Source organism: Pseudomonas sp. NFR16, from assembly GCF_900108875.1.
Taxonomy (GTDB): domain Bacteria; phylum Pseudomonadota; class Gammaproteobacteria; order Pseudomonadales; family Pseudomonadaceae; genus Aquipseudomonas.
This window is the reverse complement of the sequence record NZ_FNYJ01000007.1, coordinates 84,542-99,150: the sequence shown is the minus strand read 5'-3', so window position 1 is coordinate 99,150 and position 14,609 is coordinate 84,542. Positions and strand designations below refer to the sequence as shown.

At 59.3% G+C, this 14,609-nt stretch carries 13 protein-coding genes; 10 read left to right on the top strand and 3 right to left on the bottom strand.

What is annotated here, in order from left to right:
* Nucleotides 1–53: 53 nt before the first annotated feature.
* Complete coding sequence (locus BMZ10_RS23765; protein ID WP_093468803.1) at nt 54–566, bottom strand: dihydrofolate reductase; 513 nt, start codon at nt 564–566, stop codon at nt 54–56.
* A gap of 103 nt (nt 567–669) precedes the next feature.
* On the opposite strand from BMZ10_RS23765, the gene BMZ10_RS23760 reads away from it, so the two are divergent.
* From BMZ10_RS23760 to BMZ10_RS23750, 3 genes are all read left to right on the top strand, one after another.
* Nucleotides 670–2,049, top strand: coding sequence for a DUF2868 domain-containing protein (locus tag BMZ10_RS23760; protein WP_093468151.1), 1,380 nt, complete (start codon nt 670–672; stop codon nt 2,047–2,049).
* On the top strand, nt 2,042–3,427 hold the full coding sequence (locus tag BMZ10_RS23755) for a GTPase/DUF3482 domain-containing protein (protein WP_093468148.1): 1,386 nt from the start codon (nt 2,042–2,044) through the stop codon (nt 3,425–3,427). The genes BMZ10_RS23760 and BMZ10_RS23755 overlap by 8 nt, the downstream gene beginning before the upstream one ends.
* 140 nt (nt 3,428–3,567) lie before the next feature.
* A complete protein-coding gene (locus BMZ10_RS23750) occupies nt 3,568–4,023 on the top strand; it encodes a YkgJ family cysteine cluster protein (protein WP_093468145.1) in 456 nt (151 codons plus the stop codon).
* Between the two features lie 205 nt (nt 4,024–4,228).
* Here BMZ10_RS23750 and typA read toward each other — a convergent pair whose 3' ends face one another.
* On the bottom strand, nt 4,229–6,049 hold the full coding sequence (typA, locus tag BMZ10_RS23745; protein WP_093468142.1) for a translational GTPase TypA: 1,821 nt from the start codon (nt 6,047–6,049) through the stop codon (nt 4,229–4,231).
* A 139-nt stretch (nt 6,050–6,188) separates the two neighbouring features.
* Entirely contained in the window at nt 6,189–7,643 is a 1,455-nt protein-coding gene (gene thiI / locus BMZ10_RS23740) for a tRNA uracil 4-sulfurtransferase ThiI (protein ID WP_093468139.1), read from the bottom strand.
* 329 nt (nt 7,644–7,972) lie between these two features.
* Here thiI and glnA point away from each other — a divergent pair, with 329 nt between their 5' ends.
* The 7 genes from glnA (at nt 7,973) to ntrC (ending at nt 14,596) form a co-directional block, all read left to right on the top strand.
* The gene (gene glnA / locus BMZ10_RS23730) at nt 7,973–9,379 is read left to right on the top strand and encodes a glutamate--ammonia ligase (protein WP_093468136.1); all 1,407 of its coding nucleotides are present in this window, start codon (nt 7,973–7,975) and stop codon (nt 9,377–9,379) included.
* Nucleotides 9,380–9,597: 218 nt separating this feature from the next.
* Nucleotides 9,598–10,143: a gamma subclass chorismate mutase AroQ gene (gene aroQ / locus BMZ10_RS23725; RefSeq protein ID WP_093468133.1), complete on the top strand. Its 546-nt coding sequence runs from the start codon at nt 9,598–9,600 to the stop codon at nt 10,141–10,143.
* Nucleotides 10,140–10,568 (top strand): cupin domain-containing protein, encoded by a 429-nt coding sequence (locus tag BMZ10_RS23720; RefSeq protein ID WP_256214574.1) that lies wholly within the window; start codon nt 10,140–10,142, stop codon nt 10,566–10,568. Before aroQ ends, BMZ10_RS23720 begins: the two co-directional genes overlap by 4 nt.
* 45 nt (nt 10,569–10,613) lie before the next feature.
* A complete protein-coding gene (locus tag BMZ10_RS23715) occupies nt 10,614–11,138 on the top strand; it encodes a DUF4124 domain-containing protein (protein ID WP_093468127.1) in 525 nt (174 codons plus the stop codon).
* A 10-nt stretch (nt 11,139–11,148) separates the two neighbouring features.
* A complete protein-coding gene (locus tag BMZ10_RS23710) occupies nt 11,149–11,772 on the top strand; it encodes a DUF4124 domain-containing protein (protein ID WP_093468124.1) in 624 nt (207 codons plus the stop codon).
* A 305-nt stretch (nt 11,773–12,077) separates the two neighbouring features.
* Nucleotides 12,078–13,163, top strand: coding sequence for a nitrogen regulation protein NR(II) (gene glnL / locus BMZ10_RS23705; protein ID WP_093468121.1), 1,086 nt, complete (start codon nt 12,078–12,080; stop codon nt 13,161–13,163).
* Complete coding sequence (gene ntrC, locus BMZ10_RS23700) at nt 13,160–14,596, top strand: nitrogen regulation protein NR(I) (protein ID WP_093468118.1); 1,437 nt, start codon at nt 13,160–13,162, stop codon at nt 14,594–14,596. Before glnL ends, ntrC begins: the two co-directional genes overlap by 4 nt.
* The last annotated feature ends 13 nt before the right edge of the window (nt 14,597–14,609 follow it).

The following is a 14,609-nucleotide window of genomic DNA, read 5'->3' as shown; positions in this document are numbered from 1 at the left end:
CGCCGTCGCCTGCAGGAATTGGCCGCTCTGGACCGTGTCCAGATGATTCGATATCAGATCCGCTCCCACACCTCAAAGTGGTAGGCAGGCTTGCCATCCAGTGCGGGGTTCGGCGTGTCGGAAACCAGTTTCCACTCAGTCGGATCAAACTCGGGAAACCAGGCGTCACCGTCAGGACTCAACGCGACGCGAGTGAGGTACAGACGATTGGCCTGCGCCAGGCTTTGGGCATACAGCTGCGCGCCACCAATCAGCATGACTTCATCGACGCCCTGCTCAGTCGCCCATTGTTCTGCGCGCGCGACAGCCGCATCCAGTGAGGTGAACACCTCGGCACCTTCAAGCGTGAGATCGGCCTGGCGAGTCACCACGATGTTCAGGCGGCCCGGCAGCGGACGGCCCAGCGAATCCCAGGTCTTGCGTCCCATGATGATCGGCTTGCCCAGCGTCGTCGCCTTGAAGTATTTGAAATCGCCCGGCAAATGCCAAGGCATGGAATTGTCGATGCCGATGACGCGGTTTTCACCGAGAGCGGCAATCAGGCTGAGGGGGAGATGATTTTTCATGTCGGCGAGAATAACAGCACACATGCACACACGCATGCACGGAAGCGCGCGATAGCGGTCACACCAGTTATGCTCCCACCTGAACTCACCAACGAGACGCCGTGTGACCGCACTGACCCCACTCGATGAACTGTGGCTGACCGAAGCCGTGCGCTTGCGTGAACAACACGCAGGTCCGCTTGAGGATGACGAAGCCTGCCGCCGTGCCCGCAACACCGCGGGCGACTTGCTGACCCGCGTCAAGCACCGTGCCTTGTGGCTGGCCGAGCGCGACGGCATGGTCGCCGCTTTAAGTCACTGGAAACAGGGAGCACGGCTGGGCCTGATCCTCTTGTCGATCCTGGCCGTGGTCAGTGGTGCCGGGCTGGCCTTCGCTGCGCTGGGTGACGGACAAACGCCGGTCAATGTGTTCTGGGCCTTGGGCAGCCTGCTGGGCCTCAACCTGATTCTGTTGATCAGTTGGGTGCTGGGCCTGGTGTTCGCAGGCGAAAGCGCTGCCAGTCTGGGCCGCCTGTGGCTATGGCTGAGCGAGAAACTCGCTCGTGACGCTCAGGCTGCACAACTGGCTCCCGCGCTGGTCCTGTTGTTACAGCGCAAGCGCCTGAACCGCTGGTTATTAGGTATATGCGTCAACGGCCTGTGGCTGATTGCATTACTCAGCGCCCTTACTCTGCTGCTCTTACTCATGGCGACGCGACGATACGGATTTGTCTGGGAGACGACCATTCTGGGCAGTGACACGTTTGTCGGCCTGACCCAAAGCCTGGGCGCGCTCCCCTCGTGGCTAGGATTCGACGTGCCCAGCGAGTCGATGGTACGAGCCAGCGGCGAAGGGGCGCTGGTCATCGAGAATGCGCGACAGGCGTGGGCCGCCTGGCTAGTGGGCGTGCTGGTGGTGTACGGCATCGCGCCACGCCTTTTGCTGACGCTCTTTTGCTACGGGCGTTGGCGAGCAGGACGCCAGGCACTGGAGCTGGACCTGAGTCAGCCCGGTTTCGCCGAGCTACGAGCACGCCTGATGCCCAGCAGCGAAAGGTTGGGCATCAACGATGCCGCACCTGTGCAGCTCCATTCGGTGCAGCCCGGCCCTCGCGCCAGCGAAAGCGAGGGCGCATTGCTCGTGGCCATCGAACTGGACGACCAACACCCTTGGCCGCCCGCACTGCCCGAAGGCGTGACGGACGCAGGCATACTCGACAGCCGCGAATCACGGCGCAAACTGCTTGATCAGTTGACCCGGTACCCTCCTGCACGACTGGTGGTTGCCTGCGACCCTCGACGCTCGCCCGACCGTGGCAGTCTGGCCCTGATCGCGGAGCTCGCACGCTGCGCCGCAGACACGCGCATCTGGCTGCTGCCAGCGCCCTCCGGCCAGGCACTTGATGCGGATCGCCTGGGCGACTGGCACGCGGCGCTGCATCAGCTGGAGCTGAACTGGACGCAAGGCTCGCCCCTGACCTGGCTGGAGAAAGGACATGACTGAGACCGCAACCCGCGCGCTGAAGCTGGCGGTGGTCGGCCACACCAACGTCGGCAAAACGTCTCTGCTTCGCACGCTGACGCGCGATGTCGGATTTGGCGAGGTGTCACATCGCCCCAGCACGACCCGCCATGTTGAAGGGGCGCGACTATCGGTGGACGGCGAGGCGTTGCTGGAGCTGTACGACACGCCCGGCCTGGAAGATGCGATAGCGCTGCTCGACTATCTGGAGCGACTCGACCGGCCGGGCGAACGGCTTGACGGGCCGGCGCGACTGGCCCGCTTTCTCGAAGGCAGCGAAGCACGCCAGCGTTTCGAGCAGGAAGCCAAAGTGCTGCGTCAGCTGTTGGCCTCGGACGCCGGTCTGTATGTCATCGATGCCCGTGAACCGGTGCTGGCCAAATACCGCGATGAGCTGGCGGTGCTGGCCAGTTGCGGCAAACCGCTGCTGCCCGTGCTCAATTTTGTCAGCAGTCCTCAGCAGCGCGAGCCTGACTGGCGCGAAGCGTTGGCGCGCCTTGGGCTGCATGCGCTGGTGCGTTTCGACAGCGTCGCCCCGCCCGAGGACGGCGAGCGGCGACTTTATGAAAGCCTGGCGCTGCTGCTGGAGGACTCACGCCCACGCCTTGAGCGCTTGATCGCTGACCAGCAAGCACAGCGTCAGGTTCGCCGCCAGAGTGCAGCGAGACTGATTTCGGAATTGCTGGTCGATTGTGCAGCGTGTCGTCGTAGCGTTGCGACGACTTCTGATCCTATGCAGGCGGCGATCCAGGACCTGCGCGCAGCGGTGCGCAAGCGTGAACAACGCTGCGTCGAGGCGCTGTTGACGCTCTATGCGTTCCGCCTTGAAGACGCGTCTCCCGGCGACTTGCCGTTGCTCGATGGCCGCTGGGGCGATGACTTGTTCAACCCGGAGACGCTTAAATTATTGGGTGTCAGGGTGGGCGGCGGCATTGCTGCCGGCGCCGCCGCAGGCGCGGGTGTGGATCTGCTGGTGGGCGGAATCACCCTTGGCGCTGCGGCGCTGGTGGGTGCGATTGCTGGCGGCGCATTGCAAACAGCGCGCAGTTACGGCGGGCGCCTGCTGGGCAAGATCAAAGGCCAGCGCGAACTGACCGTGGACGATGCCGTGCTGCGACTTCTCGCGCTACGCCAGCGACAATTGCTGAGTGCGCTGGAGGCAAGGGGTCATGCGGCGATGGACAGCATCAAGCTCGATGCCCCACAGGACAAGAACTGGCGCGAAGGCAAGCTGCCGGACGCGCTGCGCAAAGCCCGGGCACATCCGCAGTGGTCTTTGCTGAATCCACACGCCAGGCTCAATCAGGCAGAGCGGCAGGAACAGATCGAGCGATTGGCCGAGGTCATCATTCGCACGTGAAAGGTGTGGACGTTTAGAGTCTGCGCAAGCTCACGCCGCCTTCAATACCCTGCCGACAGTCGCGTCGATCATTTTGCGATAGGGGAAATGCGCGCGGCCCGGTATGATCGCGCGCCCGATACACCCGGAAGCACAACGCCATGAAGCCCACCTTGATCGCCGCTGCAGAAATCGACCGCCTCGAGACCTGGCAGAAATACTCCAGCCACATGTGCGGAGGCTGCATTTCCAGCTGCTGCACGTTGCCGGTGGAAGCGAAGATCAAGGACTTGATACGTATCGGCGTCGTCGACGAATTCGAAATGGGCGACAACCCTAAGAACATTGCCAAGCGCTTGCAGAAGGAAGGCATTGTCGAGCGCTTCAATCAGAAGTCCGGGATTTTCACGCTTCAACGGATGAGCAATAACGACTGCCTCTATCTGGATCGCAAAAGCCGACTGTGCACGATCTACGACAAGCGCCCGGACACCTGCCGCAATCATCCAAAGATCGGTCCACGGCCGGGCTATTGCGCATACAAGCCAAAAGAAGTCGTGCGCGAGAAAAGCGGCACATTGAATTCGAATTCTGGCCGGGTGCCGCTGAAGTTCTAAATCTCCTACAGCATCCGCGTACGCCTTCCCGGCTGAAGCCGGTCCTGCTGATTACGCATGGAGCGTAGGAAAAGCTTCAGCCGGGTAGAGGCCAGTTCGAGCGCCGTCGGTATTTGCTGAATCCCCCCGAACCAGACCAAACCCCGCACAAACAAAAACGCCCCCGGCCTTTCGACCGGGGGCGTTTTCGTTCAGCCGGGGCTAGTTAGGCCTTGGCTTTCTTGGCAGCGCGGGTACGCTCGCTTTCGTCGAGGATCTTCTTGCGAAGACGGATCGACTTAGGCGTGACTTCGCACAGCTCGTCTTCCTGGATGTATTCCAGAGCCTGTTCCAGCGTGAAGCGAACAGGTGGGACCAGCGCGATGGTTTCGTCTTTACCCGAAGCACGCATGTTGTCGAGCTTCTTGCCCTTGGTCGGGTTGACGCCCAGGTCGTTGTCGCGGCTGTTCTGACCAACGATCTGGCCGTTGTAGATTTCCTGACCGTGTTCAACGAACAGCTTGCCACGCGCCTGCAGGGTTTCCAGCGAGTAAGTCAGTGCCTTACCGGTTTCGACCGATACCAGCACGCCGTTCTGACGGCCGGACATGTGGCCCGACTTGACGGTGTCGTAGCGATCGAAGATCGAGGTCAGGATGCCAGCACCGTTGGTCAGGGTCAGGAACTGGTTACGGAAACCGATCAGACCGCGAGCAGGGATGTTGTATTCCAGACGAACACGGCCCTTGCCATCCGGCACCATGTTGCTCAGGTCGCCTTTACGCAGACCCATTTCTTCCATGACCTTGCCCTGAGATTCTTCAGGGATGTCGATGGTCACGTTTTCGTACGGTTCCTGCTTGACGCCGTCAACTTCACGGATGATCACTTCAGGACGGCCCAGGGCCAGCTCGAAACCTTCACGACGCATGGTTTCGATCAATACCGACAGGTGCAGCTCACCACGGCCGGAAACCTTGAACTTGTCAGCCGAGTCGCCTTCTTCAACGCGCAGTGCAACGTTGTACAGCAGCTCTTTGTCCAGACGGTCCTTGATGTTACGGGACGTCACGAATTTGCCTTCTTTACCGCAGAATGGCGAGTCGTTTACCTGGAAGGTCATGGAAACGGTCGGCTCGTCAACGGTCAGCGGCTTCATCGCTTCTACGACGGTCGGGTCGCACAGGGTGTCGGAGATGAACAGCTCTTCGAAGCCGCTGATGCAGACGATGTCGCCGGCAGCTGCTTCTTCGACGTCGATGCGGTGCAGACCGTGGTGACCCATCAGCTTGAGGATACGACCATTGCGACGCTTGCCGTCAGCGCTGATCGCCACAACCGGGGTGTTCGGCTTGACGCGACCGCGAGCAATACGGCCAACACCGATAACGCCCAGGAAGCTGTTGTAGTCCAGAGCCGAGATTTGCATCTGGAAAGGACCGTCACGGTCAACTTTCGGCGCAGGAACGTGGTCGACGACCGCCTGGTACAGCGGAGTCATGTCTTCGGCCATGTCGGTGTGATCCAGACCGGCGATGCCGTTGATCGCCGAGGCGTAGACGACCTGGAAATCCAGCTGTTCTTCAGTGGCGCCCAGGTTGTCGAACAGGTCGAAGATCTGGTCCAGAACCCAGTCAGGACGCGCGCCCGGACGGTCAACCTTGTTGATGACCACGATTGGACGCAGGCCGGCTTCGAAAGCCTTCTTGGTCACGAAACGGGTTTGCGGCATAGGGCCGTCTTGAGCGTCGACCAGCAGCAGAACGGAGTCAACCATCGACATCACGCGCTCTACTTCACCACCGAAGTCGGCGTGGCCCGGGGTGTCGACGATGTTGATGTGGTAGCCATTCCAGTTGATCGCGGTGTTCTTCGCGAGAATGGTAATACCGCGCTCTTTCTCCTGGTCGTTGGAGTCCATCACGCGTTCGTCGTTGAGCTCGTTACGCTCAAGGGTGCCGGACTGGCGCAGAAGCTTGTCGACGAGGGTGGTCTTACCGTGGTCAACGTGAGCAATGATGGCGATGTTACGTAGATTTTCGATCACTTGTGTATCTCGATCAGAGGATTCGGTCAGCTACCCATAATAGGCAGCTATGAACGGTAGAGTCGGCTAAAGCCGTTACGGCTGACGACTGGTGTCGGGGGGCCGGTGACGCAAGCCACAGGCAAACAGCCCCGGGCACTTAGCTCGGTCGATAAACGCGCACATTGGCATGCCCCTCACTGAGCAAATGATGAGCATGCAGGCGACTCATGACGCCTTTGTCGCAATAAAGCAGGTACTGGCGCGTGTCATCCAGCTCCTTGAAACGGCTGTTCAATGCAAAGAACGGCAGCGTTTGTACTTCGATGCCAGCCAGTTCCAGCGGGCGGTCCTGCGCTTCATCCGGGTGACGGATGTCGATGACCACTTGCCCGGCCAGCGCCTGACGGACTTCTTCGACCTGAACGTCCTGGCCCAGCTCCTCGATCACGCGATCGATAGGAACGAGGCGGGCGTTTTCAAGCGCGCGCTCAAGCACGGCCATGTCGAACTCTTTTTCTTCATGCTCTACGCGATGGCGTTTGGCCGCGGTCTTTGGGTTGACCGAGATGACACCGCAGTATTCGGGCATGTGTCGGGCAAAATCACCGGTACCGATCTGATCGGCCTGATCGATGATGTCCTGCTTGTGACTGGCGATCAGCGGGCGCAACACCAGCTTCTCTGTCACGCAATCGATGACCGACAGGTTGGGCAGCGTCTGGCTGGACACCTGGGAAATCGCTTCACCTGTCACCAGGGCATCGATCTCCAGCCTGTCTGCAATATTGGTCGCAGCGCGCAACATCATACGCTTCAATACTACGCCCATATGACTGTTATCGACTTTTCCGAGAATTTCTCCGAGAACTTCCTCGAACGGCACGCTGACGAACAGCACGCGCTGAGAGCTGCCGTACTTCTTCCAGAGGAAGTGCGCAACCTCCATCACGCCCAGTTCATGCGCCCTTCCGCCCAGATTGAAGAAGCAGAAATGACTCATCAGACCGCGACGCATGATCTGATACGCGGCCACGGTCGAATCAAAACCACCCGACATCAGTACCAGCGTCTGCTCAAGCGAACCCAACGGGTAGCCACCGATGCTGTCGTGCTGGCTGTGAATCACGAACAGACGCTGATCGCGGATTTCGATTCGTACCTCGACCTCCGGCGCCTTGAGCGAGATGCCGGCTGCGTTGCACTCCCGGCGCAATTTGCTGCCGACGTATTTCTCGACGTCCATGGAGCTGAAATCGTGGTGACCGGCGCGCTTGCACCGCACGGAAAAAATCTTCCCTGGCAGCGCATCACCGAAATGCAGTTTGCACTTCTCGTAGATGTCGTCCATGTCGCCCAGCGGATACTGATCGACTTGCAAAAAGTGCGCGATGCCCGGCATACAGCTCAGGCGCTCGGTCATTTCGTGCAAAATCCTGGGATCTTCGACCCTGGTTTCAACCTCGAGGTTGTCCCACACGCCATCCACCACCAACGCCGGGTCCAGATCGCGGAGCACCGTACGGATGTTCTTTGCCAGCTGTTTGATGAAGCGCTTGCGCACAGGCCGGCTTTTGATAGTGATTTCAGGGAAAACTTTGACGATTAATTTCATGAAAACAGCGCGCGAGGTGCCGGTCGAAAAAGGGGGGCGCGGATTATAGCGGAAATTGCTCAAGGTTTAACCAGTTATCGTACAGCCGATCATCAGCGCACCAAAATGAGACTGTATACAATTATCAAGCACCAATAAGGTGCGAACGTTTTCACAATTGCGACGTTTAACGCCAGAAAAGACGGGGTTTTCCGGGGAAATCCCAACACGGGGCACTGGCATGCAAATTGCTTCCTTGTGAGGCAGGTTGCCTTGGCCGACTATCGCGCCCGGCATCACCCATATTTAGGGCTAACAACTATCAGGCCCTCATCCACCCGGAGGACAACATGTCGAAGTCGGTTCAACTCATCAAAGATCATGACGTTAAGTGGATTGATCTGCGCTTCACTGACACCAAAGGCAAGCAGCAGCACGTCACCATGCCAGCGCGTGATGCTCTGGATGACGATTTCTTCGAAGTCGGCAAAATGTTCGACGGCTCCTCCATCGCTGGCTGGAAAGGCATCGAAGCTTCCGACATGATCCTGCTGCCGGACGACGAAACCGCCGTTCTGGATCCGTTCACCGAAGAGCCTACCCTGATCCTGGTTTGCGACATCATCGAACCTTCGACCATGCAAGGTTACGACCGCGACCCACGCGCCATCGCTCACCGCGCTGAGGAATATCTGAAGTCCACCGGTATCGGTGACACCGTATTCGTCGGTCCAGAGCCAGAATTCTTCATCTTCGACGAAGTGAAATTCAAATCCGACATTTCGGGTTCGATGTTCAAGATCTTCTCCGAACAAGCTTCCTGGATGACCGATCAGGACGTCGACGGCGGCAACAAAGGCCACCGTCCAGGCGTCAAAGGCGGCTACTTCCCAGTGCCTCCGGTCGACCACGACCACGAAATCCGCACTGCAATGTGCAACGCCCTGGAAGAAATGGGCCTGACCGTCGAAGTTCACCACCACGAAGTGGCAACTGCCGGTCAGAACGAAATCGGCGTCAAGTTCAACACCCTGGTGAAGAAAGCTGACGAAACCCAGACCCTGAAGTACGTGGTTCACAACGTCGCTGACGCTTACGGCCGCACTGCTACCTTCATGCCTAAGCCTCTGTACGGCGACAACGGCTCGGGTATGCACGTACACATGTCCATCTCCAAAGAAGGCAAGAACACCTTCGCTGGCGAAGGCTATGCCGGTCTGTCCGACACCGCTCTGTACTTCATCGGCGGTATCATCAAGCACGGTAAGGCTCTGAACGGCTTCACCAACCCGTCGACCAACTCCTACAAGCGTCTGGTCCCAGGTTTCGAAGCGCCAGTGATGCTGGCTTACTCGGCCCGTAACCGCTCTGCATCGATCCGTATCCCATATGTTTCCAGCCCTAAAGGCCGTCGTATCGAAGCGCGCTTCCCGGATCCGGCTGCGAACCCATACCTGGCATTCTCGGCTCTGCTGATGGCTGGCCTGGACGGTATCCAGAACAAGATCCACCCTGGCGATGCCGCTGACAAAAACCTGTACGACCTGCCGCCTGAAGAAGCTGCAGAGATCCCGCAAGTTTGCGGCAGCCTGAAAGAAGCTCTGGAAGAGCTGGACAAAGGCCGTGCATTCCTGACCAAGGGCGGCGTATTCAGCGACGACTTCATCGACGCTTACATCGCTCTGAAATCGGAAGAAGAAATCAAGGTTCGCACCTTCGTACACCCACTGGAATACGACCTGTACTACAGCGTCTGATCCAATCGCGCCAGCTATAGCTGCGTAGAGAGGCCTCCTTCGGGAGGCCTTTTTTTATGGTCGTGATACACGTGGTCAGTCAACCTGGAGCAGTTGCTCAACGAGGAGACAGGCTATCCGAGTCAACGATGGGAGAGGTAATACATATGTACCGCACCTGAGCATCGCTATTCGGGCAACCTGCGCGCTGTGCCTAACCAAGCATCAGGAGGTTGTACATGCTCAGGGAGATCACTCTTCTACTACCCGCCGTTCTCGCGCTGACCACGCCCAACGCCAGCGCCAGCGAGGCACCGCCATCACTTGAGCCACTGATCAAGGTCATCAAGGAGCGCCTTGATCTCGCCGAGAGCGTGGCGCGTTACAAACTGCACCACAAAATGCCCGTAACCGACCGCGGCCGCGAAGAAACCGTCATCGCCAACGCCAGGCGCGAAGCCGAGCCGCCACTTGATCGTGAAGAAATCCGCGAGCTTTTCGTTGCCCAGATCGAAGCGAACAAGCTGGCGCAATATGCATGGCTTGCCCGATGGCAGTCACTGGGCGTCACACCCAAAGCGCCAGGAGACATCAGCGCAGTCCGCTCGCAGCTTGATCAGTTGCAGACGCGACTGTTGCAAACCTACGCCGACTTCGCGCCGCACCGGCGTGACCCGGATTGCATCAGGTGGGTGACGCGGGCAAGGGACAAGCAAACCCTCAGCCCGATTCAGGACATGGCGCTCATACGAGCCGTGGGCGAGCTGTGCGTGGTAAACAAATGAGCGTCAGCACAATGATGAAACGGACGTCATTGATCGCCATCGCCCTGCTGTCGGCAGGGTGCAGCGCCATTCCCTCAGCACCGCCAGCCATCGAGTCCCGCGTGTTACTCAAAAGCACGACGTCCTGGGAAGGCACTGCTTATCAGGCGTATCCCGCCGGCCAGCCTGAGCTGACCGTCATGCGCATCAACATTCCCGCGAACACTTCGCTCAAGTGGCATCAACACCCGATGCCTAATGCAGCTTATGTGGTGTCAGGGGAGCTGCGCGTTGAAACTCGGGACGGCGGCGAGTCGATCATGCTCAAACCCGGCGATGTGCTGCCCGAAATCGTCGACAGACAGCATCGCGGCGTGACGGGAGATAGCGCAGTCGAACTGGTAGTGTTCTATGCTGGCACCCCGGGGCTGCCGCTTTCACAGTAGGTCCAGCTACCTGTCGTTGACCTTGTCGTTTTCATTGGAGTGTTCATGCGTCAAAGCCTCGCCCTTCTGCTGCTGATGCTCGCGTTGCCTGCAGTTGCGCAGATCTATAAATACACCGATGCCAACGGCAACACGGCCTACAGCAGTCAACCGCCAGACGGCACCAAGGCCGAAACGGTCGAACTGCCGCCGCTTAACAATGTGAATACCGCCGCACCTCCTCCAGCCCCGACCGCGCCGCAGCCCCAGAATCAGCCACAGCCCAGTGCGGCGGCGTATCAGGTGCTGGAACTGACGGACTTGCCGCAGGATGAAGCGCTGCGGGCCAATAATGGGAGCTTCACGGTAGGCGTCGCAATTCAGCCCCGCCTGCAACCCGGCCATACGCTGCAGCTGCTGGTGGACGGTGAGCCTTACGGCCAGCCCACTAACGTTCCTCGCATTCAAGTGATGCAGCTCGATCGCGGCGAGCACAGTCTTGCAGTGCAGGTTCTGCAGGACCAACAGTCGATTCAGCAAAGCCAGACCGTTACGCTGACAGTGCAGCGAGTCCATGTCGGCAAGCCTTGAACGCCGCTGGATGCACGGCCTGGTGCTATGCCTGCTGCTTGCTCTCAGCCAATCGGCGCTTGCAGAGGTGTACATGTACATCGACGGTGAGGGTAACCGCGTGTTCACGGACCAGCCCCATCGCAACGCTAAAAAAGTCGACATTGCGCCGAGCAACCGGTTATCGCAGCCAGACCAGACGACCAGAAAACCGCCCCGGGCATCAAGTGCCAAGGCCACGCCGGGCCCGATCTTCCACTATCAGCTGTTGCGTATTCTGGCGCCTGAGCCAGATGCCACGATCCGCAATATCCAGGGCAACCTGAACGTTACGGTCAGCAATGATCCGGAACTGCAGCCAGGTCATGTCTATCGTCTGCTGGTGGACAGCAAGCCCTACGGAGAGTCCGGTCGCAGCCCGGTCTTCCCTCTGACGAACATAGACCGCGGGACGCATCAGCTGTCCATCGAAATCGTTGACCAATACGGCCGGGTGGTAGAACGCACGCCCAATCAGCCATTCCACATGATGCGTATTTCACTCGCGCAAAAACGACTGGCCAATCCATGCAAACCGAATGAGTTCGGGGTGCGCCCGGAATGCCCCATCAAGGATAAGCCAGAGGAAGAAAGCAGCATCCTGCCGTTCTTCTGATTGCGCTCCACATCGCAACAGCCCCACGATGGTGCACAACCTGAACGAAAGCCAGGAGAAAGATCCCAATTTGGTTCATGGATCGTGTTCTCCTGCGCCCTGATTGGGCTCTGAGTGCAAAAAAAGCCCGAAATGTCTCCATTCGCGCTTCTTTTCGGAGCCTTGGTTTGGTTTTTGCATTTTCCAGACTTCAAGCGAGGGAAAACCCGGCCGAAGGTCGCGTCCGACGCTGGCGAAGACCAACCAGAGCCTGCACTTTCGGGCCCGGCCCCCGTGCAATGTGCCAAAAGAGGTCAACGAGATTCATGACTATCAGCGATACGTTGCACCGACTGTTACTCGATAACCTGACCACTGCCACGATTCTGCTCAATTCGGACCTGCGCCTGGAGTACATGAATCCGGCAGCTGAGATGCTGTTGGCCATCAGCGGTCAGCGCAGCCATGGGCAGTTCATCAGCGAGCTGTTCACCGAGTCGGCCGAGGCACTTAGCTCTCTGCGACAGGCGGTTGAGCAAGCACATCCTTTTACCAAACGTGAAGCTATGCTGACCGCGCTGACAGGTCAGACACTGACGGTCGATTACGCCGTCACGCCGATCCTGTCGCAGGGCGAAACCATGCTCCTGCTGGAGGTGCATCCGCGCGACCGGTTGCTGCGCATCACCAAGGAAGAAGCCCAGCTGTCCAAGCAGGAAACCACCAAGATGCTGGTGCGTGGCCTGGCGCATGAAATCAAGAATCCGCTGGGAGGCATCCGCGGAGCAGCGCAATTACTGGCGCGCGAGCTGCCGGAAGAGAGTCTGAAGGACTACACCAACGTCATCATCGAAGAAGCCGACCGCCTGCGTAATCTCGTCGACCGGATGCTGGGCTCCAACAAACTGCCCTCACTGGCAATGACCAACGTGCATGAAGTGCTGGAGCGTGTGTGCAGCCTCGTCGAGGCCGAAAGCCAAGGCTGTATCACGCTGGTTCGCGACTATGACCCGAGCATCCCGGATGTATTGATCGACCGCGAACAGATGATCCAGGCGGTGCTCAACATCGTGCGCAACGCCATGCAGGCCATCAGCGGACAGAATGAGCTTCGCCTTGGCCGCATCAGCCTGCGTACCCGCGCGATGCGTCAGTTCACGATCGGCCACGTGCGCCATCGTCTGGTGAGCAAGATCGAGATCATCGACAACGGGCCGGGGATCGCACCGGAACTTCAGGAAACCATTTTCTACCCGATGGTCAGCGGCCGCCCGGACGGTACCGGGCTGGGCCTTGCCATCACCCAGAACATCATCAGTCAGCACCAGGGGCTGATCGAGTGTGACAGCCATCCTGGCCACACAACATTCTCGATCTTCTTGCCGCTGGAACAAGGAGCAGCTTCGACATGAGCCGTAGTGAAACTGTCTGGATCGTCGACGACGACCGTTCCATCCGCTGGGTACTGGAAAAGGCCTTGCAACAGGAAGGCATGACCACGCAAAGCTTCGACAGCGCCGATGGCGTGATGAGCCGTCTGGCCCGTCAGCAACCGGACGTGATCATCTCCGACATCCGCATGCCCGGCGCCAGCGGACTGGACCTGTTGGCGCGTATTCGCGAACAGCACCCGCGTCTGCCGGTCATCATCATGACTGCACACTCGGACCTCGACAGTGCCGTGGCTTCGTATCAAGGCGGCGCCTTCGAATACCTGCCCAAACCATTTGACGTCGACGAAGCGGTTTCGCTGGTCAAGCGCGCCAACCAGCATGCTCAGGAACAGCAAGGCATGGACGTCGCGCCGACCCTGACCCGGACGCCGGAAATCATCGGCGAAGCGCCGGCCATGCAGGAAGTGTTTCGCGCCATCGGTCGTCTGAGCCATTCCAACATCACGGTGCTCATCAACGGCGAATCGGGAACGGGTAAAGAGCTGGTTGCTCACGCCCTGCACCGCCACAGCCCGCGCTCGGCCTCGCCTTTCATTGCGCTGAACATGGCGGCAATCCCGAAAGACTTGATGGAATCAGAGTTGTTCGGTCACGAAAAGGGCGCGTTTACCGGCGCTGCCAACCTGCGCCGCGGACGCTTCGAACAAGCCGATGGTGGAACGCTGTTCCTCGACGAAATCGGCGACATGCCTGCCGATACCCAGACGCGTCTGCTGCGCGTGCTGGCCGATGGCGAATTTTATCGGGTGGGCGGCCATGTGCCCGTCAAAGTCGATGTGCGCATCATCGCCGCCACGCACCAGAATCTGGAAACGCTGGTTCAGGCCGGCAAATTCCGTGAGGACTTGTTTCACCGCCTCAACGTCATCCGCATCCATATTCCGCGTCTCTCTGACCGTCGCGAAGACATTCCGACGCTGGCCAAGCACTTCCTCAGCCGTGCCGCGCAAGAACTGGCGGTCGAACCGAAGCTGCTGAAGGCGGAGACCGAGGAATACCTCAAGCATCTGCCATGGCCGGGTAACGTGCGTCAGCTGGAAAATACCTGCCGCTGGATCACCGTCATGGCTTCAGGCCGTGAGGTGCACATCAGCGACCTGCCGCCAGAGCTGCTCAGCCTGCCGCAAGATGCCGCGCCAGTGACCAACTGGGAGCAGGCGCTGCGTCAATGGGCCGATCAGGCGCTGGCGCGTGGCCAGTCCAGCCTGCTGGACAGCGCGGTGCCGACCTTCGAACGCATCATGATCGAAACAGCCCTGAAACATACGGCCGGCCGTCGTCGCGATGCGGCCGTGCTGCTGGGCTGGGGCCGCAACACCTTGACGCGCAAGATCAAGGAGTTGGGCATGAAGATCGATGGTGGGGATGACGACGAAGGAGACGAAGCGTAACCGTGCTGTCATT

Bases quoted from the DNA above. Each gene is read 5' to 3' on its own strand.
- BMZ10_RS23765 (WP_093468803.1), bottom strand. From the start codon at position 566: ATGAAAAATCATCTCCCCCTCAGCCTGATTGCCGCTCTCGGTGAAAAC.
- BMZ10_RS23755 (WP_093468148.1), top strand. From the start codon at position 2,042: ATGACTGAGACCGCAACCCGCGCGCTGAAGCTGGCGGTGGTCGGCCAC.
- BMZ10_RS23750 (WP_093468145.1), top strand. From the start codon at position 3,568: ATGAAGCCCACCTTGATCGCCGCTGCAGAAATCGACCGCCTCGAGACC.
- thiI (WP_093468139.1), bottom strand. From the start codon at position 7,643: ATGAAATTAATCGTCAAAGTTTTCCCTGAAATCACTATCAAAAGCCGG.
- glnA (WP_093468136.1), top strand. From the start codon at position 7,973: ATGTCGAAGTCGGTTCAACTCATCAAAGATCATGACGTTAAGTGGATT.
- aroQ (WP_093468133.1), top strand. From the start codon at position 9,598: ATGCTCAGGGAGATCACTCTTCTACTACCCGCCGTTCTCGCGCTGACC.
- BMZ10_RS23720 (WP_256214574.1), top strand. From the start codon at position 10,140: ATGAGCGTCAGCACAATGATGAAACGGACGTCATTGATCGCCATCGCC.
- BMZ10_RS23715 (WP_093468127.1), top strand. From the start codon at position 10,614: ATGCGTCAAAGCCTCGCCCTTCTGCTGCTGATGCTCGCGTTGCCTGCA.
- BMZ10_RS23710 (WP_093468124.1), top strand. From the start codon at position 11,149: ATGCACGGCCTGGTGCTATGCCTGCTGCTTGCTCTCAGCCAATCGGCG.
- glnL (WP_093468121.1), top strand. From the start codon at position 12,078: ATGACTATCAGCGATACGTTGCACCGACTGTTACTCGATAACCTGACC.
- ntrC (WP_093468118.1), top strand. From the start codon at position 13,160: ATGAGCCGTAGTGAAACTGTCTGGATCGTCGACGACGACCGTTCCATC.